The sequence below is a fragment of the Pseudomonas graminis genome, from assembly GCF_004364335.1.
GTDB lineage: Bacteria > Pseudomonadota > Gammaproteobacteria > Pseudomonadales > Pseudomonadaceae > Aquipseudomonas > Aquipseudomonas graminis_D.
The window spans coordinates 356,225-379,580 of sequence record NZ_SOCR01000006.1 but is presented as its reverse complement, the minus strand read 5'-3'; the positions used below and the strand labels follow the sequence as shown (position 1 = coordinate 379,580).

Genomic DNA, 23,356 nt, shown 5'->3' with positions numbered 1-23,356 from the left:
AAGGCTTTTGGATTTCCAGAAAAAAGAATGAGTTAGACGCAGGCATTTACAAATGAACACGCCTTGAAGCTTTGGTACACGAAAAAAACGCTGGGCATTATAAGCATTTTTCGTCGTCGAGCGTTATTTGCGCTACTGTCAAGTCAGCCGACAGTGGCACTGGACTAGAAATCATCCGTAAGTGACGGAAACGCATAGGGAATCGGTTGTGTTCGAACTCTTCAGTAAGAAGGCCAACACCCTTCTAGGGATCGATATTAGCTCTACCTCGGTCAAGCTCCTGGAGCTAAGTCGGTCCGGCAACCGTTACAAGGTCGAGTCTTATGCGGTCGAGCCACTGCCCGCCAACGCCGTGGTCGAAAAGAACATCGCGGAGCTCGAAGGTGTCGGCAGTGCTTTGACGCGTCTGCTGGTAAAAGCCAAGAGTAACGTCAAAATCGCGGCGGTTGCCGTCGCCGGTTCAGCTGTTATTACCAAGACCATCGAGATGGATGCAGGCCTTTCCGACGACGAGATGGAAAACCAGCTCAAGATCGAGGCCGATCAGTACATTCCCTATCCGCTGGAAGAAGTCGCCATCGATTTCGAAGTGCAGGGCTATTCAGCGCGCAATCCCGAGCGCGTCGAAGTGTTGCTGGCCGCCTGCCGCAAGGAAAACGTCGAAGTGCGCGAAGCCGCGCTGGCACTGGCCGGGCTGACGGCTCGTGTGGTCGATGTCGAAGCCTACGCGCTGGAGCGCTCGTTCGGTCTGTTGTCTGCGCAACTGGGTCAGGACCACGAGCAGTTGACGGTCGCCGTCATCGATATCGGCGCGACCATGACTACCCTCAGCGTGCTGCACAACGGCCGCATCATTTATACCCGCGAACAATTATTTGGCGGTCGCCAGTTAACCGAAGAAATTCAGCGCCGGTATGGTTTGTCCGTTAGCGAGGCCGGGCTTGCGAAAAAGCAGGGCGGGCTCCCCGACGACTACGTCATGGAAGTCCTGCAGCCGTTCAAGGACGCCGTGGTGCAGCAGGTGTCCCGTTCGCTGCAGTTCTTTTTCGCGGCCGGGCAGTACAACCGCGTCGACTACATCATGCTGGCCGGCGGCACGGCTTCGATCTCGGGCCTTGATCGCCTGATCCAGGAACGTCTCGGCACGCCGACGCTGGTGGCTAATCCCTTTGCTGATATGGCGCTGAGCGTCAAGGTCAACGCCGGCGCGCTTGCAAGCGATGCGCCTGCACTGATGATCGCTTGCGGTCTGGCCCTGAGGAGCTTCGACTAATGGCACGGATCAACTTACTCCCCTGGCGTGAGCAGCAGCGCGAGGAGCGCAAGAAGCGCTTCATCCTGGCGCTGGCCGGTGTGCTGGTGCTGGGCATCGGCGCCATTCTTTTGGCTGATCAATATTTAAGCAGTGCCATTGCTCATCAAAACGCCCGCAATCAATTTGTCAGGACCGAAATCGTCCAGCTCGACGCGCGCATCAAAGAGATCAGCGAGCTTAAGGCACGTCGCAAACAGTTGCTGGAGCGGATGAAGATCATTCAGGACCTGCAGGGCAACCGGCCGATCATCGGGCGCATCTTCGATCAAATGGCTCGTACCCTTCCCGATGGCGTCTATTTCAACGACGTCAAGATGACCGGGCAGATGATCAGCATTTCCGGCGCTGCCGAATCCAATAACCGGGTATCGGATCTGCTGCGCAATCTTGATGCCTCTGACTGGCTGGAGTCGCCGAGCCTGACCGAGGTCAAGGCAAACACTGCGGCGGGCGGCGTGGATCAGACCAACACCTTCCAGTTGACGGTGCGTCAGACGCAGCCAGCGGTTGAGGGGGTCCGGCCATGAACATGAATGATTGGCTCGATAGCCTGAAAAAGATCGACATCAACGACCTGGACATCAATAACCTGGGTTCGTGGCCCGCCGCGGTAAAGACCATCGCCGGCGCCCTGTTGCTGGCGCTGGTGTTGGCCGGTGGGTACTTCTTCTATATCCAGGACATGCAGGCTCAGCTGGATCAAGCTCATGGTGAAGAGACGGCGCTGAAAGAGCAGTTCGCGACCAAGGCCTATCAGGCTGCCAACCTTGCGGCTTACAAGAGCCAGATGGTGGAAATGGAAAACACCTTCGGCGCCTTGCTACGGCAGTTGCCAAGCGACACCGAAGTCCCCGGCCTGCTGGAAGACATTACCCGCACCGGTCTGGGCAGCGGCCTGGAGTTCGAGGAGATCAAGCTGCTCCCTGAAGAGGCTCAGCAGTTTTATATTGAATTGCCGATCCAGATTACCGTGACAGGCAGTTATCACGACCTCGCGACCTTCGCCAGTGGCGTCGCCAGCCTGCCACGAATCGTGACGCTGCATGATTTCGAGATCAAACCGCTGGACGCCAAGTCCCCCGGAAAGCTGCGCATGAGCATCCTTGCCAAGACCTACCGCTATAACGACAAAGGTCTTCAGAACGTCGACACGAAAGGGCCAGCGAAATGAGGGCGATGCGGTGGTTGTGCGTCGGCGTCACGCTGATGGGGCTCGCGGGTTGCGACAGCTCGAACGAATTTGATGATCTCAAGCAGTTCATGGCCGAGGTGCGCGCCCGGCCAGTGGGAACCATTGAGCCGATGCCCAAGTTCCGGCCGTACGAGGCCTTTACCTATGCGGCGGCCAGTTTGCGAAGTCCGTTTCAGCCGCCGATCAAGATCGATCTGGTCAACCGCCCGAAGGGCTCGCACCTGGTGCAGCCTGATCCGACGCGGGTGAAGCAGTTCCTCGAAGGCTTCAACATCGACTCCTTTGAAATGGTTGGCACGTTGAGCAATGAAACCGGCACGTTCGCACTGCTTCGCGGGGCGGGTGGCGTGCATCGGGTGAAAGTGGGCGATTACCTGGGACGTAATGATGGCCGGATCACGGCGATCACCGACTCGGCGGTGCAAGTGATGGAAATCGTTCCGGATGGAGAGGGGGCGTGGCTTGAGCGTCCGCTCAGTATTTCCCTCAAGGAGCGCTCATGAAGACGGCAAGCAAGCGAAGCACCTTCGGATCTGCACAGTGGTGGAATGTGAACATGAACAGGATTCTTTCGATTATCGGCCTGTCGCTAGGGATGGCGATGCTTTCACCGGTTGTTCAGGCGGCTAACCTCAAGACGCTGGATGTCGCCGCATTGCCGGGGGATCGAGTCGAATTGAAACTGTCCTTCGACGGTCCGGTGGCAGCGCCGCGCGGCTACACCACCGAGCAGCCGGCGCGCATTGCGCTGGACCTGCCGGGGGTGACCAGCCAACTGGCGATCAAGAGCCGTGACCTGGGTTCAGGCAATGCCCACAGCGTTGTGGTCGTCGAAGCCAAGGACCGCACGCGGGTGATCATCAACCTCACCACGCTCGCGCCCTACAGCTCGCGCGTCGACGGCAACAACCTGTTCGTGGTGGTGGGCCAGGGCGCTGCGGCCGCCCAGGGTTCACAGCCGAGCACCGCCATGGGCGCGGCGCGAGTGAGTGTGCCGGCCGCGCAATCGTCAAAACCTGTTGCGCGATCCTATGCACCTGGCCCGCGGTCGGTGAAAAACGTCGACTTCCAGCGTGGCGAGTTGGGTGAAGGCAACGTCATTATCGAGCTGAGCGACACCGGCATTGCCCCGGACATTCAGGAGCAGGGCGGCAAGATCCGCGTCGACTTCGCCAAGACGCAATTGCCTGAACCGCTGCGCGTGCGTCTGGACGTGAAGGATTTCGCCACCCCGGTGCAGTTCGTCAATTCCAGCGCCACGGGTGACAAGGCCAGCATTTCCATCGAACCGTCCGGTGCGTTCGACTACTCGGCCTATCAAACTGATAACAAGCTGACCATCAGCGTGCGTCCCCTGACCAACGAAGATCAGGAACGCCGCAACTCGGAAAAACTGGTCTACACCGGCGAGAAGCTGTCGCTGAATTTTCAGGACATTGATGTGCGTTCGGTGCTGCAACTGATCGCTGATTTCACCAACCTCAATCTGGTGGCCAGCGACACCGTCCAAGGCGGCATCACCCTGCGCCTGCAGAACGTGCCGTGGGATCAGGCGCTGGATCTGGTGCTCAAGACCAAGGGCCTGGACAAGCGCAAGATCGGTAACGTTTTGCTGGTCGGTCCGGCTGACGAGATCGCCGCGCGCGAGCGCCAGGAGCTGGAATCTCTCAAGCAGATTGCCGAGTTGGCCCCACTGCGCCGCGAGTTGCTGCAAGTGAACTACGCCAAGGCCGCCGACATCGCCAAGCTGTTCCAGTCGGTGACCAGCGCTGAATCGAAGACCGACGAGCGTGGTTCGATCACCGTGGATGAGCGCACTAACAACATCATTGCCTACCAGACCCAGGATCGTCTGGACGAGCTGCGCCGCATCGTGTCGCAGCTGGATATACCGGTGCGCCAGGTGATGATCGAGGCGCGTATCGTCGAAGCCAACGTCGATTACGACAAGGCCCTGGGCGTGCGCTGGGGTGGTTCGAGCAACAAGGGCAATTTCACTACTGGCGGTAGCGGCACCGTTACGGGTGCATCAGCGACCAATGGTCCCTACGTGGACATGGGCGTGACCGATGCCACCTCGTCGATCGGCCTGGGCTTCCTGACCAACAATACAATTCTTGATCTTGAGCTCACGGCGATGGAGAAGAGTGGCAACGGTGAAGTGGTCTCGCAGCCCAAGGTCGTTACCTCGGACAAGGAAACCGCGAAAATCCTGAAAGGTACGGAAGTGCCTTATCAGGAAGCCAGCTCCAGCGGCGCGACCTCGGTATCGTTTAAAGAGGCCTCGCTGTCTTTGGAAGTGACTCCGCAGATCACGCCAGATAACCGCATCATCATGGAGGTCAAGGTCACGAAGGATGAGCCGGACTACGTGAACACGGTACTGGGTGTGCCGCCGATCAAGAAAAACGAAGTCAACGCCAAGGTGCTGGTGGCCGACGGCGAGACCATTGTAATTGGTGGCGTGTTCTCGAATACGCAGAGTAAAGTCGTCGACAAGGTGCCATTTTTAGGCGATGTGCCGTATGTTGGCCGCCTTTTCCGGCGCGATGTGGTTTCGGAGTCAAAATCCGAGCTGTTGGTGTTTCTCACTCCGCGTATCATGAACAACCAGGCGATTGCTGTGAGTCGTTGATTCTGTGCGAAATTTAATTCTTGTGGGGCCGATGGGGGCTGGTAAAAGCACCATCGGTCGCTTGCTGGCCAAAGAGCTTCGACTGCCGTTCAAGGATTCCGACAAGGAAATCGAGCTGCGAACGGGTGCCAATATTCCCTGGATCTTCGACAAGGAAGGTGAAGCAGGCTTTCGCGATCGTGAGCAAGCGATGATCGCCGAGCTCTCCGCACTGGATGGGGTGGTCGTGGCCACCGGCGGTGGCGCAGTCATGCGCGAAGAAAACCGTCGCGCCCTGCATGCCGGTGGTCGGGTGGTGTATTTGCATGCGTCGGTCGAGCAGCAAGTGGGCCGAACCTCGCGCGATCGCAATCGACCGTTGCTGCGCACCGCTGACCCGGCGCGCGTGCTGCGCGAACTGTTGGCCATCCGCGATCCGCTGTACCGCGAGATCGCCGATGTCATCATCGAAACCGATGAGCGGCCGCCACGAATGGTGGTTATTGACATCCTCGCCCTGCTGGCCGAGCTTCCTCCCCGTTAAAGCGCAGACGGAAATGCGCTATCCTCGGCGACCATAAAAAGTGGGGTCGCTACATGGCCTTGCGCCATAGCCGGTGTCGGCGTTTTTCAAGACGCGCACCGGCAACCAATTGTTAACAGCGTGGGGACACATGCAGACACTCAAGGTCGAGCTTGGCGAACGCAGCTACCCGATCCACATCGGCGAAGGCTTGCTGGATCAGCCCGAGTTGCTCAAGCCGTATATAGCCGGAAAACAGGTGGCGATCGTCTCCAACGCCACCGTTGCGCCGCTCTACATGGACCGTCTCACCCGATCCCTCTCCGGTTACAGCGTCTTGCCGATCGTGCTTCCCGACGGTGAAGCCTTCAAGAACTGGGAAACCCTGCAAACCATCTTCGACGCGTTGCTCACCGCTCGCCACGATCGCCGCACCACTGTGATTGCATTGGGCGGAGGCGTTATCGGTGACATGGCCGGCTTTGCCGCTGCCTGCTACCAGCGCGGTGTCGAGTTCATTCAGGTGCCGACCACGCTGCTCTCCCAGGTCGACTCCTCGGTGGGTGGCAAAACCGGCATCAATCACCCGCTGGGCAAAAATATGGTGGGCGCGTTCTATCAGCCCAATGCGGTGCTGATCGACACGTTGTCGCTGAACACCCTGCCCGAGCGCGAGCTGTCCGCCGGGCTTGCCGAGGTCATCAAATACGGTTTGATCTGTGACGAACCGTTCCTGACGTGGCTCGAAGAGAATGTGGACAAGCTGCGCGGGCTGGATCAGGTCGCGCTGACCACGGCGATCGAGCGCTCCTGTGCCGCCAAGGCTGCGGTTGTTGGCGCTGATGAGCGAGAGTCCGGCGTGCGTGCCACGCTGAACCTAGGCCACACCTTCGGCCACGCCATCGAAACCCACATGGGTTACGGCGTCTGGCTGCACGGCGAGGCGGTGGCAGCAGGCACGGTGATGGCGCTGGAAATGTCGGCGCGTCTGGGCTGGATCAGCGAGCAGGAACGTGACCGGGGCATCCGTATTTTTCAGCGCGCCGGCTTGCCGGTAGTTCCGCCGGAAGACATGACGCCCGAGCACTTCCTCGAGCATATGGCGGTGGACAAAAAGGTCATTGACGGTCGTCTGCGCCTGGTGCTGTTGCGTCGCATCGGTGAAGCAGTGGTGACTGACGAATATCCACAAGAAGTACTACAGGCCACACTGGTCGCGGACTACCGCGCCTTGGTGGATCAGCTTAGAGGTTAATGAGAAATCCATGACTAGTTTGCACGCCGATGAGGCCTTCCTCGGTCATTACCAGTTGAGTCATGACCCCTTTGCAACGCGGGTTCCCGGCTTCAAGTTCTTTCCCGCACAGCGCAAGCCCGTGCTGGGCCAGCTGCATCATCTCGCGCGCTACAGCCAGCTGCTGCTGGTCGTGACGGGGCCGCACGGCAGTGGCAAGACGCTGTTGCGTCAGGCACTGGTGGCGAGCACCAACAAGCAGTCGGTGCAGAGCGTTGTGGTGTCTGCCCGTGGCGCAGGTGATGCGACGGGCGTGTTGCGCCAGGTTGCCCAGGCGCTGAACGTCGCTCAAGCGGAAATGCGCCCGATCCTGGCGCAGGTCGTGCAGTTGGCGCTGACCGGTCAGGAAGTCTACATCCTGGTGGACGATGCCGAACAACTGGGCGAATCTGCACTCGAAGCGTTGTTGGGATTGGCAGCAGGCACCCCGGAGGGGCGTCCGCATGTCTTCCTGTTCGGCGAGGCTTCGATCATTGATCGCCTGGATCAGCTGTGCGCCGAGAGCGGTACCGAGGAAGAACGCTTCCACGTTATCGAGCTGGCGCCCTATACCGAAGAAGAAACCCGTGAGTATCTGGCTCAGCGTCTCGATGGCGCAGGGCAGGGCGTTGAGTTGTTCAGCGCCGCACAGATCACTGATATCCACGAGCAGTCCGGTGGATGGCCAGGCGCGATCAACCAGGTCGCGCGCGATTCGATGATCGAAGCCATGATTGCCAGCCGCTCTGCGGTCAAGCGTCCAAGTATGGGGTTCAAAATGCCTAAGAAACACGTGTTGGCTTTGGGTGGGGTTGTTGTCGCGGCCGTGCTCGCGGCGTGGCTGATTCCAGGCCGCAGCAACGCACCTGCCACTGCGCCAGCCAACTCTCAGGCCCAACTGCCTCTGGGTCAGGGCCAGGCGCCGGCGCAACAATCGAACAACGGAGGCCCGGCCATCGAGTTTGCGGGTAACTCGCAGCCGATGCCGCTGCCAATGAACGGCTCGCAACCGGCGACCCGCGCGCCGTTGGCTGAAGCGGCGGGTTCGGGCGAGGGTGACGGCGAAGATGGCGGCCCTGCGGCTAATCAATCGCTGCAGCCGCCGACCGTGACCACCACTGCGCCACCGGTGGGCGCGACGGCAAGTCCTGCGCCGACCGTGGCGCAGCAGCCGGTCCCGGCAACGCGTCCGGCCCCGGCCGCCAAGCCAACGCCTGCTCCGGCCCCTGCCGCGAAACCTGCGCCAGCGCCGACTCAAGTGGCCACCGCCAAACCTGCTCCGGCACCGGCGGCCAAACCAGCCGCGGCCGCTGCAGCCTCTGGCGCGGCTGGCAGCGGTTGGTACGCAGGTCAGGCACCGACGCATTACGTGGTGCAGATCCTCGGCACCAGCTCTGAAGCTACCGCTCAGAGCTACGTGAAAGAGCAGGGCGCCGAGTATCGTTACTTCAAGAAAACCCTGCAGGGCAAGCCTCTGTTCGTGGTGACTTACGGCAGCTTCGCTGACCGCAATGCGGCACTGACCGCTATCAAGGCCTTGCCAGAGAAGGTTCAGGCTGGTAAACCTTGGCCTCGTACCGTCGGCAGTATCCAACAGGAACTCGCCGCCGCCCGCTGATGACGCAGGGGCCTTATCCAGGTCCCTCGCTTGGCCCTCCCGATATCACGCATGAGCGTGCTGCCAATGAGCAGCGCGCCTTGCGGTGTCTGCGTCTCAGACACGCATTGATCTTCGGGCTCTCATTGGTCAGACTCGCAAAAAAGCTCTGACTAGCACGAGAATCGATATAAAACCTTTCATGAATGCGACATAAATTTGCGACACTTCGTCGTCAAATTTGTGAGGACTTGTGTCGCTGTGTACAATGACCTCCCTTTTGCTCCCGCAAAGCCGGCATACGTTCGGCGTGGATGGTAAATGGTTGAATTGAAAAGAAATTTGCCTCGTTAAGGGGCAGCCTGGTGAGAATGTGTCTATGAAAGCAGGTCTGTACCATCCAGAAGAATTCAAGGATAACTGTGGTTTCGGCCTGATCGCCCATATGCAAGGCGAGCCCAGTCATCACCTGTTGCAGACGGCTATCGAAGCCCTGACGTGCATGACCCACCGTGGTGGTATCAACGCCGACGGCAAGACCGGTGACGGTTGCGGGCTGTTGATGCAAAAACCTGACACCTTCCTGCGTGCGGTGGCCACCGAGCACTTCGGCGTCGAGCTTCCGCGCCAGTATTGTGTTGGCATGGTCTTCCTCAATCAGGACGACGCCAGGGCCGAAGCGGCCCGCGAAAACATGAACCGTGAAATCCTGGCGGCCGGCCTGACCCTGATCGGCTGGCGCCAGGTGCCGATCGACACAAGCGTACTGGGTCGTCTGGCCCTTGAGCGTCTGCCGAAGATCGAGCAGGTGTTCATCGGCGGCGAAGGCCTGACCGATCAGGAATTCGCGATCAAGCTGTTCTGCGCACGTCGTCGCTCCTCGGTGGCCAATGCCGCCGACACCGACCACTACATCTGCAGCTTTTCCCACAAGACCATCATCTACAAAGGCCTGATGATGCCGCGTGATCTCACGGCATTCTTCCCGGACCTCAACGACGAGCGCCTGCAAACCGCGATCTGCGTGTTCCACCAGCGCTTCTCGACCAACACCCTGCCGAAATGGCCGCTGGCTCAGCCGTTCCGTTTCCTCGCCCACAACGGCGAGATCAACACCATCACCGGTAACCGCAACTGGGCCCAGGCCCGTCGCACCAAGTTCACCAACGACCTGATGGACCTCGACGAGCTGGGCCCGCTGGTCAACCGCGTGGGCTCCGACTCATCGAGCATGGACAACATGCTCGAGCTGATGGTAACCGGCGGCATCGACCTGTTCCGTGGCGTGCGCATGCTCGTGCCGCCGGCTTGGCAGAACGTCGAAACCATGGACCCGGATCTGCGCGCGTTCTACGAATTCAACTCCATGCACATGGAGCCGTGGGACGGCCCGGCCGGCATCGTCATGACCGAAGGTCGTCACGCCGTCTGCCTGCTCGACCGCAACGGCCTGCGCCCTGCGCGCTGGGTGACCACGAAAAACGGCTACATCACCCTCGCGTCGGAAATCGGCGTGTGGAACTACAAGCCCGAAGATGTGATTGCCAAGGGCCGTGTCGGCCCGGGCCAGATCTTCGCCGTGGACACCGAAACCGGGCAGATCCTCGACACCGACGCCATCGACAGCCGCTTGAAGTCCCGCCATCCTTACAAGCAGTGGCTGCGCAAAAACGCTCTGCGTATTCAGGCGACGCTGGAAGACCACGACCACGGTTCGGCGTTCTACAACCCGGATCAGCTCAAGCAGTACATGAAGATGTTCCAGGTCACGTTCGAAGAGCGTGATCAGATCCTGCGCCCGCTGGGTGAGCAGGGTCAGGAAGCGGTGGGCTCCATGGGCGATGACACGCCGATGGCGGTGCTGTCCCGTCGCGTCCGCACGCCGTACGACTATTTCCGCCAGCAGTTCGCGCAGGTCACCAACCCGCCGATCGACCCGCTGCGTGAAGCCATCGTCATGTCACTGGAAGTCTGCCTCGGTGCCGAGCGCAACATTTTCCAGGAGTCGCCAGAGCACGCTTCCCGCGTAATCCTCAGCTCGCCGGTCATTTCCCCGGCCAAGTGGCGCTCGCTGATGAGCCTGGATCGTCCGGGCTTTGATCGTCAGATTATCGACCTGAACTACGACGAAGCCATGGGTCTGGAAGCGGCCGTGTGCAACATCGCCGATCAGGCTGAAGAAGCCGTGCGTTCGGGCAAGACCCAGATCGTCTTGAGTGACCGCCATATCGCGCCGGGCAAACTGCCGATTCACGCATCACTGGCCACCGGCGCGGTGCACCACCGTCTGACCGAAAAAGGCCTGCGCTGCGACAGCAACATCCTCGTCGAGACCGCGACAGCACGCGACCCGCACCATTTCGCCGTGCTGATCGGCTTCGGCGCGTCGGCGGTGTATCCGTTCCTGGCGTACGAAGTGCTGGGCGACTTGATCCGTACTGGCGAAGTGCTGGGCGATCTGTACGAAGTCTTCAAGAACTACCGCAAGGGCATCACCAAAGGCCTGCTCAAGATCCTGTCGAAAATGGGTATCTCGACCGTCGCTTCGTACCGAGGCGCGCAGCTTTTCGAAGCCATCGGCCTGTCGGAAGAAGTCTGCGATCTGAGCTTCCGTGGCGTGCCGAGCCGCATCAAGGGCGCGCGTTTCGTCGACATTGAAGCCGAGCAGAAAGCCCTGGCCTTCGAAGCCTGGAGCGCGCGTAAGCCGATCCAGCAGGGCGGGCTGCTGAAGTTCGTCTACGGCGGCGAATACCACGCCTACAACCCCGATGTGGTGGCGACGCTGCAAGCCGCCGTGCAGCAGGGCGATTACAGCAAGTTCAAGGAATACACAGCGCTGGTGGACAACCGTCCCGTGTCGATGATCCGTGACTTGCTCAAGGTCAAAGAGCTCGACACGCCGCTGGGCATCGACGAGATCGAGCCGCTGGAAGGCATTCTCAAGCGCTTCGACTCGGCGGGTATCTCGCTGGGCGCGCTGTCACCGGAAGCCCACGAAGCGCTGGCCGAGGCGATGAACCGCCTGGGCGCCCGCTCCAACTCCGGTGAGGGCGGCGAAGACCCGGCCCGCTACGGCACCATCCGCAGCTCCAAGATCAAACAGATCGCGACCGGCCGTTTTGGCGTAACGCCTGAATACCTGGTCAACGCCGACGTGCTGCAGATCAAGGTCGCCCAGGGCGCCAAACCGGGCGAGGGCGGGCAACTGCCGGGCGGCAAGGTCAACGGCCTGATCGCCAAGCTGCGTTACGCAGTGCCCGGCGTGACGCTGATTTCGCCGCCGCCGCACCACGACATCTACTCGATCGAAGACCTGTCGCAGCTGATCTTTGACCTCAAGCAGGTCAACCCGGCCGCGCTGGTCTCGGTCAAGCTGGTGGCCGAAGCGGGCGTGGGCACGATTGCGGCCGGTGTGGCCAAGGCCTATGCCGACCTGATCACCATTTCCGGTTATGACGGCGGCACCGGCGCGTCGCCGCTGTCGTCGATCAAATACGCCGGCTCGCCGTGGGAAATCGGCCTGGCCGAGACCCACCAGACCCTGCGCGGCAACGACCTGCGCGGCAAGGTTCGGGTGCAGACTGACGGCGGCCTGAAAACCGGCCTGGACGTGATCAAGGCGGCCATCCTCGGCGCCGAAAGCTTCGGCTTCGGCACCGCGCCGATGATCGCACTGGGCTGCAAATACCTGCGCATCTGCCACCTGAACAACTGCGCTACCGGCGTGGCGACCCAGAACGACAAGCTGCGCAAGGACCACTACATCGGCACTGTCGACATGGTGATCAACTTCTTCACCTACGTGGCGGAAGAAACCCGTGAGTGGCTGGCCAAGCTCGGCGTGCGTTCGCTGGAAGAACTGATCGGGCGTACCGATCTGCTGGAAATCCTGCCGGGTGAAACCGCCAAGCAGCAGCACCTGGACCTGACGCCGCTGCTGGGCAGCGACCACATTCCGGCCGACAAACCGCAGTTCAGCCAAGTCGAGCGCAACCCGCCGTTCGACAAAGGCCTGCTGGCCGAGAAGATGGTCGAACTGGCGATCTCCGCCATTCAGGCCAAGACCGGCGGCGACTACGAACTGGACATCTGCAACTGTGACCGCTCCATCGGCGCGCGGATTTCCGGCGAAATCGCCAAGCTGCACGGCAACCAGGGCATGAACGATGCGCCGGTGACCTTCCGCTTCAAGGGCACGGCCGGGCAGAGTTTTGGCGTGTGGAACGCCGGCGGCCTGAACATGTATCTGGAAGGCGACGCCAACGATTACGTCGGCAAGGGCATGACCGCCGGCAAACTGGTGATCGTGCCGCCAAAAGGCAGCCCGTTCAAAACCCAGGACAGCGCCATCATCGGCAACACCTGCCTGTACGGCGCGACCGGCGGCAAGCTGTTCGCGGCGGGCACGGCGGGCGAGCGTTTCGCGGTGCGTAACTCCGGCGCCCACACCGTCGTGGAAGGCACGGGCGACCACTGCTGCGAATACATGACCGGCGGCTTCGTCTGCGTACTGGGCAAGACCGGCTACAACTTCGGCTCAGGTATGACGGGCGGCTTTGCCTACGTGCTCGATCAGGACAACACCTTCGTTGACCGGGTCAACCACGAGCTGGTCGAGATTCAGCGCATCAGCGGTGAAGCGATGGAAGCCTATCGCAGCCACCTGGAGCGCGTGCTGGCCGAATACGTGACGGAAACCGACAGCGAATGGGGCCGCAACCTTTGGGAAAACCTGGACGACTACCTGCGCCGCTTCTGGCTGGTGAAGCCGAAGGCCGCGAGCTTGAAGTCGCTGTTGTCCAGCACCCGCGCGAATCCGCAATAACAGCAGCTGCGAGCGGCAAGCTTCGAGCCGCAAGCTAACGGCAGCGCGCGAGTGCCTGCGAACATGATTTTCTTGCAGCTTCAAGCGTGGCGCTTGAGGCTGTAGTCAGGAGTTTTACCACCATGGCTGAACGTCTCAGTAACGACTTCCAGTTCATCGAAGTCGGGCGTAAAGACCCGAAAAAGAAACTGCTGCGTCAACGCAAGAAAGAGTTCGTGGAAATCTACGAACCTTTCAAGCCGCAGCAGTCGGCCGATCAGGCGCACCGTTGCCTGGGTTGCGGCAACCCGTACTGTGAATGGAAATGCCCTGTGCATAACTTCATTCCCAACTGGCTCAAGCTGGTGGCCGAGGGCAACATCCTTGCGGCCGCCGAGTTGTCGCACCAGACCAACACCCTGCCGGAAGTCTGTGGCCGCGTTTGCCCGCAGGATCGCCTGTGTGAGGGCGCGTGTACCCTCAACGATGGCTTCGGCGCGGTGACCATTGGTTCGGTCGAGAAGTACATCACCGACACGGCCTTCGCCATGGGCTGGCGCCCGGACATGTCCCGCATCGTGCCAAACGGCAAGCGCGTGGCAATCATCGGGGCTGGCCCGGCGGGCCTGGGCTGCGCTGACGTTCTGGTGCGTGGCGGCGTGAAGCCGGTGGTGTTCGACAAGAACCCGGAAATCGGCGGTCTGCTGACCTTCGGTATCCCTGAGTTCAAGCTTGAAAAGAGTGTGCTGAGCAATCGCCGCGAAGTGTTCACCGGCATGGGCATCGAGTTCCGCCTCAATACCGAGATCGGCAAGGACATCACCGTCGAGCAGTTGCTGGAAGAGTACGACGCGGTATTCATGGGCATGGGCACGTACACGTACATGAAGGGCGGCTTCCCCGGTGAAGACTTGCCGGGCGTGCACGATGCGCTGGATTTCCTGATTGCCAACGTCAACCGCAACATGGGCTTTGAAAAGTCGCCGGAAGATTTCGTCGACATGAAGGGCAAGAAGGTTGTGGTGCTGGGCGGTGGTGACACGGCGATGGACTGCAACCGCACGTCGATCCGCCAGGGCGCTAAATCAGTGACCTGCGCCTATCGCCGCGACGAAGAAAACATGCCGGGCTCGCGCAAGGAAGTGAAGAACGCCAAGGAAGAGGGCGTGAAGTTCCTCTACAACCGTCAGCCCATCGCCATCGTGGGCGAGGATCGGGTCGAAGGCGTGAAGGTCGTCGAAACGCGTCTGGGCGAACCGGATGCACGAGGCCGTCGCAGCCCCGAGCCGATCCCGGGTTCCGAAGAGATCATCCCGGCGGATGCCGTGGTCATCGCCTTCGGTTTCCGTCCAAGCCCGGCGTCTTGGTTCGATCTGCAGAATATCCAGGTCGACAGCCAGGGCCGTGTCGTGGCGCCGGAGCAGGGCCAGTTCAAGCACCAGACCAGCAACCCGAAGATCTTCGCCGGCGGCGATATGGTGCGCGGCTCCGATCTGGTGGTGACGGCGATCTTTGAAGGCCGCAACGCAGCTGAAGGGATTCTGGATTACCTGGGCGTTTAAAACCTGTTAGCTGCAAGGGGTAAACCAGAGCCGCAAGTAAGGCGTGAACCGCTCTGCTTGTGGCTTGGCGCTTGCCGTTCGCAGCTGCTCCATCCTGCTAAATTGTTCGTATCTGTTTCGCTTCCTTTCTCGGCTCCTCTTTTTGTGAAAACGCCAGGCACTCCTTGCGCGTCATTTCTGACAGTTCCCAATCCGACTCGATACGTTTCTAATTCGGCAAGGTTTCGAACGCTAGCGAGCCTTTCTTAAATTGAGTGGAAGCACGGGCCGATCTTTGGCGGCCTGTTGGATCAGGGAACGATAATGAACAAATTAGTTTGCTGTGTGGGTCTCGCGGCTTTTTTGACCGGTTGCGGTCAATCGGACCATGCGGATGAAGGCAAAAAGATCGTCGGAGGAGAGCCAGCGGCAAGAGGGCAGTACCCGTTTTATGCGGCGATCGTAAAAGAGGATGGGTCGCATCTCTGTGGCGCTGCGTTGATTGCGCCGCAGTGGGTGCTGACTGCCGAACACTGCATCGACGGCCAGGCTCCTCACTCCGTCAGCATTGGCCTGGAGCAATACCGGCCAACTGTCATCGAGAAGGACCGGGTCAGAATCCAGGCCACCTACGGGCATCCAGAGTTCGATCACACCGGGCAATACGATATTGCATTGATCAAGCTTGAGCGCGCGGCGAACAGTGACGCTTTCCTCAAGCTCGACGGGGCAGAGTTCCAGCTGGAGCCGGGCGTGGGCTACCCCGTGACACTGATCGGATTCGGTAAAACCGAGACGGGATACGGGCCAGACGTTTTGTACGAAGGCCACGGCCAGACCCTAGAGGACAAGGCGTGTATCGAAGTGCCCCCTGGCTACCCGGACACACACTTCAATCCATTGGTCAGCCTCTGCGCCGGATACAATCAGGCGCCGGGGGATTCCGGAGGGCCGCTGCTCTATAAATCAGGTAGCGATTACCTTGAGATTGGACTGGTGAGCCGTTCGTTGTGGATGAATGCCGGTCAGTACACCAGAGTCGCCTACTTTGCAGACTGGATCAAAGAGACGATGGAGGCCCACCCATAGGGCGGCGACGTCAGGAAAACCGGTATTGCGTTGATGCGACAAATCGCCCCGATAAATAAAAGGCACGGCACCGACCGTGCCTTTTATGTTGGTGTCTGAGAAAATGCCCGCACTTTTTTTCCGGATGCCGACATGACTGCCCTGAAGAACGACCGTTTCCTTCGCGCCCTGCTCAAGCAGCCTGTTGACGTCACGCCTGTATGGATGATGCGCCAGGCCGGCCGCTATCTCCCGGAGTACCGCGCCAGTCGCGCCAAGGCCGGAGACTTCATGAGCTTGTGCATGAACCCGGCGTTTGCCTGCGAAGTCACCCTGCAGCCGCTTGAGCGCTATCCGCTCGACGCCGCCATTCTGTTCTCCGACATCCTCACCGTTCCCGACGCCATGGGCCTGGGCCTGTACTTCGAAACCGGCGAAGGCCCGCGCTTTCGCAAAACCGTCACCACCCTGGCTGACATCGAAGCGTTGCCGATCCCCGACGCGCAGAAAGATCTCGGCTACGTCATGGATGCGGTCAGTACCATCCGCCGCGAGCTCAATGGTCGCGTGCCGCTGATCGGCTTCGCTGGCAGCCCGTGGACCCTGGCGACTTACATGGTCGAAGGCGGCTCGTCCAAGGATTTCCGCAAATCCAAGGCCATGCTTTACGACAGCCCGCAGGCCATGCACTTGCTGCTCGACAAGCTCGCACAATCGGTCACGGCGTACCTGAACGGCCAGATTCTCGCAGGCGCGCAAGCGGTGCAAATCTTCGACAGCTGGGGCGGCAGCCTTTCGGCCGCGGCGTACCAGGAGTTCTCACTGGCTTACATGCGCAAGATCGTCAACGGCCTGATCCGTGAGCACGACGGGCGCAAAGTGCCGGTCATTCTGTTCACCAAAGGCGGCGGCATGTGGCTGGAAAGCATCGCCGACGCCGGCGCCGATGCGCTGGGCCTGGACTGGACCTGCGACATCGGCGAAGCCCGCCGCCGCGTCGGCAGCAAAGTCGCGCTGCAAGGCAACATGGACCCGACCGTGCTCTACGCCAACCCAAACGCCATCCGCCAGGAAGTCTCGAACATCCTTGCCAGCTACGGCAGCGGCACCGGCCACGTCTTCAACCTTGGCCACGGCATCACCCCCGAAGTCGACCCGGCCAACGCCGGCGCCTTCATCGAAGCGGTGCACGAAATGTCGGCGAAGTATCACCAGTAAGCGGTTCGCAGAGATGAAAACGCCCGGCTAATGCCGGGCGTTTTTGTGTGGGGGGTTAGGCACGCAAAGGGCACAGATCTATCGACACTGAGCATCGGGCGCAGGATCGCTTCTGCCGAAGGCGTAGGAGCGCGCTTGCCCGCGATCTGGCGCGAAGCGGCAGTGGCTGTACCTCTGTGGTAGATCAGCAAGTCCGTGCTCTAAGGTCTTGCGGCCGGTTCCCGCCCGATCGCGGGCAAGCGCGCTCCTACAATTTGCATGTGCGGCTGTTGGTTTAAACCTGCACATTCACCGCCAGCGGTTTTACTTTCGCGAGTTTTAGCGCCACGGCGAGGGCGATCAGCAGGAGGGTGCCGATGAAAGCGCCGATGCCGTTCCAGCCGGCGTAGTGCCAGAACACGCCGCCGCCGGTGCCGGCAATGCTGGAGCCGACGTAATAGCTGAACAAGTACAGCGACGACGCCTGGCCTTTGGCTTTGATGGCCCGGCGACCGATCCAGCTGCTGGCAACGGAGTGGGCGCCGAAGAAGCCGAAGGTGAACATCAGCACGCCAACGATGACCACCACCAGCGGGGTGAACATGGTCAGCGTCACGCCGACGAGCATCAGCATTATCACGGCCCACAACACGTTGCGTCGGCCCAGTTGATCGGCCAGTGCGCCGATCTTCGCCGAGCTGTAGATGCCCGACAGGTACACCACCGAAAACAGGCCGACCACGGCCTGGCTCAAGTTGTACGGGTCTGCAAGTAAGCGGTAGCCGATGTAGTTGAACAGCGTCACGAACGCGCCCATCAGCAGGAAGCCCTCGAGAAACAGCCACGGCAGACCGGCATCACGGAACTGCAGAACGAAGCCCTCCAACAGGCTGCGGCCATTGAGCGGGCGAGCGCGGAAATTGCGCGACGGCGGCAGGATTTTCCAGAACACGCCAGCCGCGCCCAGCGCGATGATGCCCATGATCAACAGTGCCGTGTGCCAGCTGACGTAGTCGCTCAACACCCCGGTGATCACCCGGCCGCTCATGCCGCCGATGGCGTTGCCGCCAATGTACAGGCCCATCGCCAGGCCGATGTGCTGAGGGTGAATTTCTTCGCTGAGATAGGTCATGGCCACAGCGGCGAGTCCGCTCAGCGACAAGCCGACGAACGCCCGCGTGATGAGCACGCCTTCCCAGGTCGGCATCAGTGCGCTGGCGATGGTGAATAGGGCGGCCGAAAACAGCGAGAACACCATCACCGACTTGCGCCCGAGACGGTCGGAAATAGGGCCGGTGATGAGCAATCCGATCGCCAGCATCGCGGTGGACACCGACAGAATCATGCTGCTCTGGGCAGCGTTGATGGAGAAGTCCCGCGACAGCACCGGCATCATCGGTTGCACGCAGTACAACAGCGCAAACGTCGCGAAACCGCCAGAGAACAGCGCCAGCACGGTACGAATGAAAGCGGGCGTGTCCTTCTCGATGTACGTGTCGCCCAACGGGATGGCCGCACTGGTGAACTCGGCGGACGCGGAAGGAGATGCAGCAGTATTCACGGGTGACCTCAGACGGAGAGCGGGGAGCAGTGGCAAAAGAATATAGCCGCCTAACGATTGCTTCCAATATATTGTTCGACCTGTTTGATAGGTTTGACGACCTACTGGAATAACCATGGAATTACGTCACCTGCGTTACTTCATCGCTGTCGCTGAGGAGCTGCACTTCGGACGCGCTGCTCAGGCGCTCGGCATCTCGCAACCGCCGTTGAGCCAGCAGATACAGGCGCTGGAGCAAGAGCTCGGCGCGCGTTTGTTTGAACGCACCAATCGACGGGTGGAACTGAGCGAGGCGGGCCGGTTGTTCCTCGATGAAGCGCGCCTGGTGCTGGCGCAGGTCGAGAAGGCTTCGGACGTGGCCCGGCGTGCGCAGCTGGGGGAGCTGGGGGAGTTGAAGATCGGCTTTACGGCGTCTGCGCCTTTCACCTCAAGCATCCCCCAGGCCATCTTCGCGTTTCGCCAGCGTTATCCGGCCGTGCATCTGGCGCTTCAGGAAATGAGCAGCCGGGATGTGGCCGAGCGGCTCGAAAACGAGTCGATGCAAGTGGGCATCATGCGTCCCCTGCCGTTGTCGGATTCGTTAGTGGCCGTGGAACTGCTGCACGAACCGTTGGTGGCGATTCTGCGCTCGGACCACCCACTTGCAGAAGGCTCGGAACGCGGCATTCACCTGCGCGAGCTGGCCAGTGAGCCGTTTGTATTCTTCCCGCGCAGCTACGGCAGCGGGCTCTACGCGCAGTTGCTGGATCTGGCGCGCGAGGCGGGTTTCAGCCCGCTGTTCACCCAGGAGGCGGGCGAGGCGATGACCATCATTGGTCTGGTGGCGGCGGGACTGGGCGTGACGGTGCTGCCTGCGTCCTATCAACGTATGCGCATCGATGGAGTGGTGTACCGGACCCTGCTGGATGCGCAGGCCACTTCAGCCGTGTGGCTGGTGCAACGCAAAGATCAGAAATCGCCCATGGCCAAGGCGTTTGTCGAGCTGGTGACGCGCAAGGCGGGGTAACGCAGAGCCACAGCGCAGAAATGCGGGAGTTGTTGCACGTGGCCCAATGTGTAGAGCAATGCCAAGGTAGCTGAGCTACCCCGTCATTTGCTCGCTTTGCCCTGGAGAGGGCTGACCACGTATTTCAGTTCGCCGCTTTCCATGCTGATCCGGAAGAAACCTTCGGAGGCGTAATCAATGAACCAGCGATCGTCCAGGCTGCGACCGTAGGGACGCAACTGCACGCCAGGATAGTCAAAGCGCACTTCTTCGAGGGACGTCAGGGCAAACAGCACGGCGGCGAACAGCTCACGGGCCTCGTAGTTGGGCGGCAGCAGCTTGTCTGCCTTCCAGCGCTCTTCGCGAAGCTGCTGACCCGCCACCGGAGTGCCGAGGGTGTCCATCAACGAGAAGCGCAGACCGTGGCGTTCTTTCTGGATCGTCATCAGCCACTCTTCGCGCTGACCGGCTTGCTCGCGCTGGACGTGCAACTGCACGGGAAATTTGATGTGAGGTATTTGCGCAGGCAACGGCGCATGGCTGGCGCAGCCACTCACCAACAGCACGCATAACAGCAACAAAGCGCGAATCATGAAGCTTTACCTTCCAGGTGTGCCGACAATGTGTATTCCCGGGCTTCGAGTCGCCGAAATGACGCCGGCTATGGCGCGGCGCCATCACCGAGTGACGGGCATTATCTCGATGCCAGCGCACTGAGGCAAACGTTGAAACAAATAGTGTGTTTACTGATGATCTTTCTTGCGGGTGCGGCAGCAGCTTCTGTCACTGTGTTGGAGGCGTGATCGGTCTTTCGATGACGTGGCCCTTATCCTTACAGTCAGATTTTTCCGAGAGGCTCGCCCTACTCATCGCGATTGCCTAGACTCGGGACCCTTCATCGGGTCGCTGGCGATCCTTCACGGCTAGACAGCAACAGGGAGTCTTACATGCGGCGTGTGGTGTTCAATCAGAAGGGCGGCGTGGGCAAGTCCAGCATCGCCTGCAATCTGGCGGCAGTCAGTGCTCATGAAGGTTACCGGACGCTGTTGATCGATCTGGATGCTCAGGCCAACTCGACCCAGTACCTCACCGGTCTGACCGGTGACGAGATTCCCATGGGCATCGCTGATTTCTTCAAGCAGACCTTGTCGTCCGGGCCTGGCGCTAAAAAGAACCAGGTCGACATCTACGAGACGCCCTTCGACAACCTTCATGTCGTGACCGCTACGGCGGAGCTGGCGGATCTGCAGCCCAAACTGGAAGCCAAGCACAAGATCAACAAGCTCCGAAAATTGCTGGATGAGCTGAGCGAAGACTACGAGCGCATCTACCTGGACACGCCCCCAGCGCTAAATTTCTATGCGGTATCTGCGTTGATCGCGGCGGATCACGTGCTGATTCCGTTTGATTGCGACAGCTTCTCCCGTCAGGCGCTGTACGGGCTGCTCAAGGAAATCGAAGAGCTCAAGGAAGATCACAACGAGGATCTGGAGGTGGAAGGCATTATCGTGAACCAGTTCCAGGCGCGAGCGAGCCTGCCCCAGCAGATCCTTGATGAGCTGATCGCTGAAGGGTTGCCGGTGCTGCCGGTCTACCTCACCAGTTCGATCAAGATGCGTGAATCACATCAGGCCAATATGCCGCTGATCCATCTGGAGCCGCGGCATAAACTGACTCAGCAATTTGTCGAGCTGCATCATTTACTGGAAACGGGGGCGGGTAATCGCTGACGCCTAGGCGAGCGGCGCGTGGCTTTCCCGTCGGGCTCGGGTCATGTGTTTGGCTCGCTTGCGCGCCTTTTCGGCCATGTCCTTGGGAATGTCGATGGTCGCGTCCATGTCGGCTTCAAGCTCAGTCTGGCTGGCGATCAAACGATGGGTGCCTTCCTCGCAGCCGCAGCGTACCGCCTGGCCGTGCGTCGCCACGGCCACGAGTTCGTCGATGAAGGTCGGATTGCCTTGGGCAATGAAGCCGATCTGCGCACATCGCTCGCACCAGACCGGATCCCCCATGCGCGCCAGGCGCCGGTCCTCCCACGTGTGCGAGCCTGTAGCACTCAAAACCATGCCGCCGGTTGTTGTTGAATCGCCCTCTCTGACCACGTATGTCATTGCTAACCACTCCAGGGTGCCGATAGGAATGGCGAAGCCTAGACGCAGAATTCCACGAATTCGGTCGAAAGAGCGCTTTCAGAACATACCTACAGCGCTGGCTGTCACGCACTTCCATCGCCGAAGAAACGCCTTTCAGATTCCCTGACTGGTCAGCCAGGCCGTCAGCTGTTGCAACGGCATCGCGCCACTCTGCCGGGCGATCTCACGGCCGTCCTTGAACAGAATCAGGCTCGGGATCGAGCGAATCCCCAATTGCGCGGAAAGCTGCTGATTGGCCTCGCTGTCCAGCTTTGCCAGACGGACCCGACCGCTCAGCTGAGTGGCCGCTTGCTCGAACGTCGGTGCGAAGGATTTGCACGGCCCGCACCACTCCGCCCACACGTCCACCAGCAGCGGCAGATCGCCCTTGATCTGGCTGGCATAGTCGCCCTGCGTCAGGTTGAACGGCTTGCTCAGCAACACCGGCTGCTTGCAGCGCCCGCATTTCGGCTGGTCGGTCAGCCGCCCGGCGGGAATACGATTGAGCCCGTTGCAGTGCGGGCAGGGGATCAGCAGGGAATCGGACATGACAGAGGCCTGAGTAGGGTTGATGACTACTAGGTGGAGCCGGCGGGGTGAGTTATCAAGCTTTACAGGGCTCCACTCTATCGCGGTAGCTATGTTTTATATGGATTGGTTAAGGCGACGGGGGGTTCAGCGAATTCCTACGACCTTGGTCGTGGCTTCTCATTGGTGACGAATCGGCTCCTGAGTATGCTTCGCCCCTGCCTCCATCGCTCGCATCGAGATGTAGCGAGTGCTACGTTCGTAGCACTTCTGGTGAGGCCCTGTTATGAACCGAAAGAGAAATAAGATGACGATGAGCTCTACAATCCGGCGCCACGGTGGCGCAGCAGTTATGACCATTCCGCCCGCGTTCCTCAAGCTGCTTGACCTGGATATCGGATCCCAAGTCGAGCTGAGCGTGGAGGCAGGAGGCTTGGTCGCAAAGCCTCTCACGCACATTGCACGCAGACGATATACGGCCACCGAGCTGCTCAAAGGCGCGGAGCATGTGGCTGAACTCAACAGCGAAACGGCATGGGCCAGAGAGGGTGATTCGGTAGGACGGGAAATAACCTGATGGTTCGTCGCAAGGCACCTCGTCAAGGCGACGTGTACTGGATAGATCCAAATCCGGTTTCAGGTCGTGAAATGAAAGGGCGGCACCGCTTCATCATTATTACCTCCCAACGTATAAATCAGTTGGGTTTGTGTATGACCGTTCCGGTAACCAGTGCTGGCGTGCATGCGCGAGAGTCAGGGTTGGCAGTCGTCATCGGCGGTCACGAAACAAATGGCGTCGCGGTGTGTAATCAGGTGCGCAGCTTTGACATAGAGAGCCGAGTGCAAACGGGGTCCGCAAGGTTCATCGAAAGTCTGGACAAGATCACGACTAACGACATTGTCTCGAAAGTGCTGAGTGTCATCGACTTACAAGACTGATTGCGGCGAGCTGAGGTGTGATCTGTCTCAAATTTAGACGCTCGTCTAAGCGTCTACGGGTAAAAAACTCAAGCCTGAAGACGCAAC

General features: G+C 60.2%; 20 protein-coding genes. 16 read left to right on the top strand and 4 right to left on the bottom strand.

The window, feature by feature from the left end; genetic code table 11:
- Window positions 1-208: 208 nt before the first annotated feature.
- The 12 genes from EC919_RS13785 (at window position 209) to hemE (ending at window position 17,145) form a co-directional block, all read left to right on the top strand.
- On the top strand, window positions 209-1,273 hold the full coding sequence (locus EC919_RS13785; RefSeq protein WP_074890782.1) for a pilus assembly protein PilM: 1,065 nt from the start codon (window positions 209-211) through the stop codon (window positions 1,271-1,273).
- Window positions 1,273-1,842 carry a PilN domain-containing protein gene (locus EC919_RS13780; protein ID WP_133774734.1) on the top strand — a complete coding sequence of 190 codons (570 nt, stop codon included), beginning with the start codon at window positions 1,273-1,275 and terminating at the stop codon, window positions 1,840-1,842. The genes EC919_RS13785 and EC919_RS13780 overlap by 1 nt, the downstream gene beginning before the upstream one ends.
- Window positions 1,839-2,486 carry a type 4a pilus biogenesis protein PilO gene (pilO, locus tag EC919_RS13775; RefSeq protein ID WP_133774732.1) on the top strand — a complete coding sequence of 216 codons (648 nt, stop codon included), beginning with the start codon at window positions 1,839-1,841 and terminating at the stop codon, window positions 2,484-2,486. Before EC919_RS13780 ends, pilO begins: the two co-directional genes overlap by 4 nt.
- Window positions 2,483-3,010: a pilus assembly protein PilP gene (locus EC919_RS13770; protein ID WP_065986622.1), complete on the top strand. Its 528-nt coding sequence runs from the start codon at window positions 2,483-2,485 to the stop codon at window positions 3,008-3,010. Before pilO ends, EC919_RS13770 begins: the two co-directional genes overlap by 4 nt.
- A gap of 53 nt (window positions 3,011-3,063) precedes the next feature.
- Complete coding sequence (gene pilQ, locus EC919_RS13765) at window positions 3,064-5,142, top strand: type IV pilus secretin PilQ (protein ID WP_133774730.1); 2,079 nt, start codon at window positions 3,064-3,066, stop codon at window positions 5,140-5,142.
- Window positions 5,143-5,146: 4 nt separating this feature from the next.
- Window positions 5,147-5,665 carry a shikimate kinase AroK gene (aroK, locus tag EC919_RS13760; RefSeq protein WP_065986620.1) on the top strand — a complete coding sequence of 173 codons (519 nt, stop codon included), beginning with the start codon at window positions 5,147-5,149 and terminating at the stop codon, window positions 5,663-5,665.
- A gap of 130 nt (window positions 5,666-5,795) precedes the next feature.
- Window positions 5,796-6,899, top strand: a complete 1,104-nt coding sequence (aroB, locus tag EC919_RS13755) for a 3-dehydroquinate synthase (protein ID WP_133774728.1) — start codon at window positions 5,796-5,798, stop codon at window positions 6,897-6,899.
- Between the two features lie 10 nt (window positions 6,900-6,909).
- Window positions 6,910-8,535: an SPOR domain-containing protein gene (locus tag EC919_RS13750; RefSeq protein WP_133774726.1), complete on the top strand. Its 1,626-nt coding sequence runs from the start codon at window positions 6,910-6,912 to the stop codon at window positions 8,533-8,535.
- Window positions 8,536-8,893: 358 nt separating this feature from the next.
- Window positions 8,894-13,339, top strand: coding sequence for a glutamate synthase large subunit (gene gltB / locus EC919_RS13740; protein ID WP_133774724.1), 4,446 nt, complete (start codon window positions 8,894-8,896; stop codon window positions 13,337-13,339).
- A 122-nt stretch (window positions 13,340-13,461) separates the two neighbouring features.
- Window positions 13,462-14,880: an FAD-dependent oxidoreductase gene (locus EC919_RS13735; protein ID WP_133774722.1), complete on the top strand. Its 1,419-nt coding sequence runs from the start codon at window positions 13,462-13,464 to the stop codon at window positions 14,878-14,880.
- Window positions 14,881-15,183: 303 nt separating this feature from the next.
- On the top strand, window positions 15,184-15,948 hold the full coding sequence (locus tag EC919_RS13730) for a S1 family peptidase (protein ID WP_133774720.1): 765 nt from the start codon (window positions 15,184-15,186) through the stop codon (window positions 15,946-15,948).
- Window positions 15,949-16,080: 132 nt separating this feature from the next.
- Window positions 16,081-17,145: a uroporphyrinogen decarboxylase gene (hemE, locus tag EC919_RS13725; protein WP_133774718.1), complete on the top strand. Its 1,065-nt coding sequence runs from the start codon at window positions 16,081-16,083 to the stop codon at window positions 17,143-17,145.
- A 274-nt stretch (window positions 17,146-17,419) separates the two neighbouring features.
- On the opposite strand, the gene EC919_RS13720 is transcribed toward hemE, so the two are convergent.
- Entirely contained in the window at window positions 17,420-18,685 is a 1,266-nt protein-coding gene (locus EC919_RS13720; protein WP_133774716.1) for an MFS transporter, read from the bottom strand.
- Window positions 18,686-18,800: 115 nt separating this feature from the next.
- Here EC919_RS13720 and EC919_RS13715 point away from each other — a divergent pair, with 115 nt between their 5' ends.
- A complete protein-coding gene (locus tag EC919_RS13715) occupies window positions 18,801-19,691 on the top strand; it encodes a LysR family transcriptional regulator (protein ID WP_133774714.1) in 891 nt (296 codons plus the stop codon).
- Window positions 19,692-19,774: 83 nt separating this feature from the next.
- On the opposite strand, the gene EC919_RS13710 is transcribed toward EC919_RS13715, so the two are convergent.
- Window positions 19,775-20,263, bottom strand: coding sequence for a hypothetical protein (locus tag EC919_RS13710; protein WP_133774712.1), 489 nt, complete (start codon window positions 20,261-20,263; stop codon window positions 19,775-19,777).
- Between the two features lie 354 nt (window positions 20,264-20,617).
- Here EC919_RS13710 and EC919_RS13705 point away from each other — a divergent pair, with 354 nt between their 5' ends.
- Complete coding sequence (locus EC919_RS13705; protein WP_133774710.1) at window positions 20,618-21,400, top strand: ParA family protein; 783 nt, start codon at window positions 20,618-20,620, stop codon at window positions 21,398-21,400.
- A gap of 3 nt (window positions 21,401-21,403) precedes the next feature.
- Here EC919_RS13705 and EC919_RS13700 read toward each other — a convergent pair whose 3' ends face one another.
- Both EC919_RS13700 and trxC read right to left on the bottom strand, forming a co-directional pair.
- On the bottom strand, window positions 21,404-21,781 hold the full coding sequence (locus tag EC919_RS13700; RefSeq protein ID WP_133774708.1) for a PAAR domain-containing protein: 378 nt from the start codon (window positions 21,779-21,781) through the stop codon (window positions 21,404-21,406).
- A gap of 135 nt (window positions 21,782-21,916) precedes the next feature.
- Window positions 21,917-22,351 carry a thioredoxin TrxC gene (trxC, locus tag EC919_RS13695; RefSeq protein WP_133774706.1) on the bottom strand — a complete coding sequence of 145 codons (435 nt, stop codon included), beginning with the start codon at window positions 22,349-22,351 and terminating at the stop codon, window positions 21,917-21,919.
- 265 nt (window positions 22,352-22,616) lie between these two features.
- Here trxC and EC919_RS13690 point away from each other — a divergent pair, with 265 nt between their 5' ends.
- Together EC919_RS13690 and EC919_RS13685 are read left to right on the top strand one after the other, a co-directional pair.
- Window positions 22,617-22,907 carry an AbrB/MazE/SpoVT family DNA-binding domain-containing protein gene (locus tag EC919_RS13690; protein WP_347876983.1) on the top strand — a complete coding sequence of 97 codons (291 nt, stop codon included), beginning with the start codon at window positions 22,617-22,619 and terminating at the stop codon, window positions 22,905-22,907.
- Window positions 22,907-23,269, top strand: a complete 363-nt coding sequence (locus EC919_RS13685) for a type II toxin-antitoxin system PemK/MazF family toxin (protein ID WP_133774702.1) — start codon at window positions 22,907-22,909, stop codon at window positions 23,267-23,269. The genes EC919_RS13690 and EC919_RS13685 overlap by 1 nt, the downstream gene beginning before the upstream one ends.
- Window positions 23,270-23,356 lie beyond the last annotated feature (87 nt).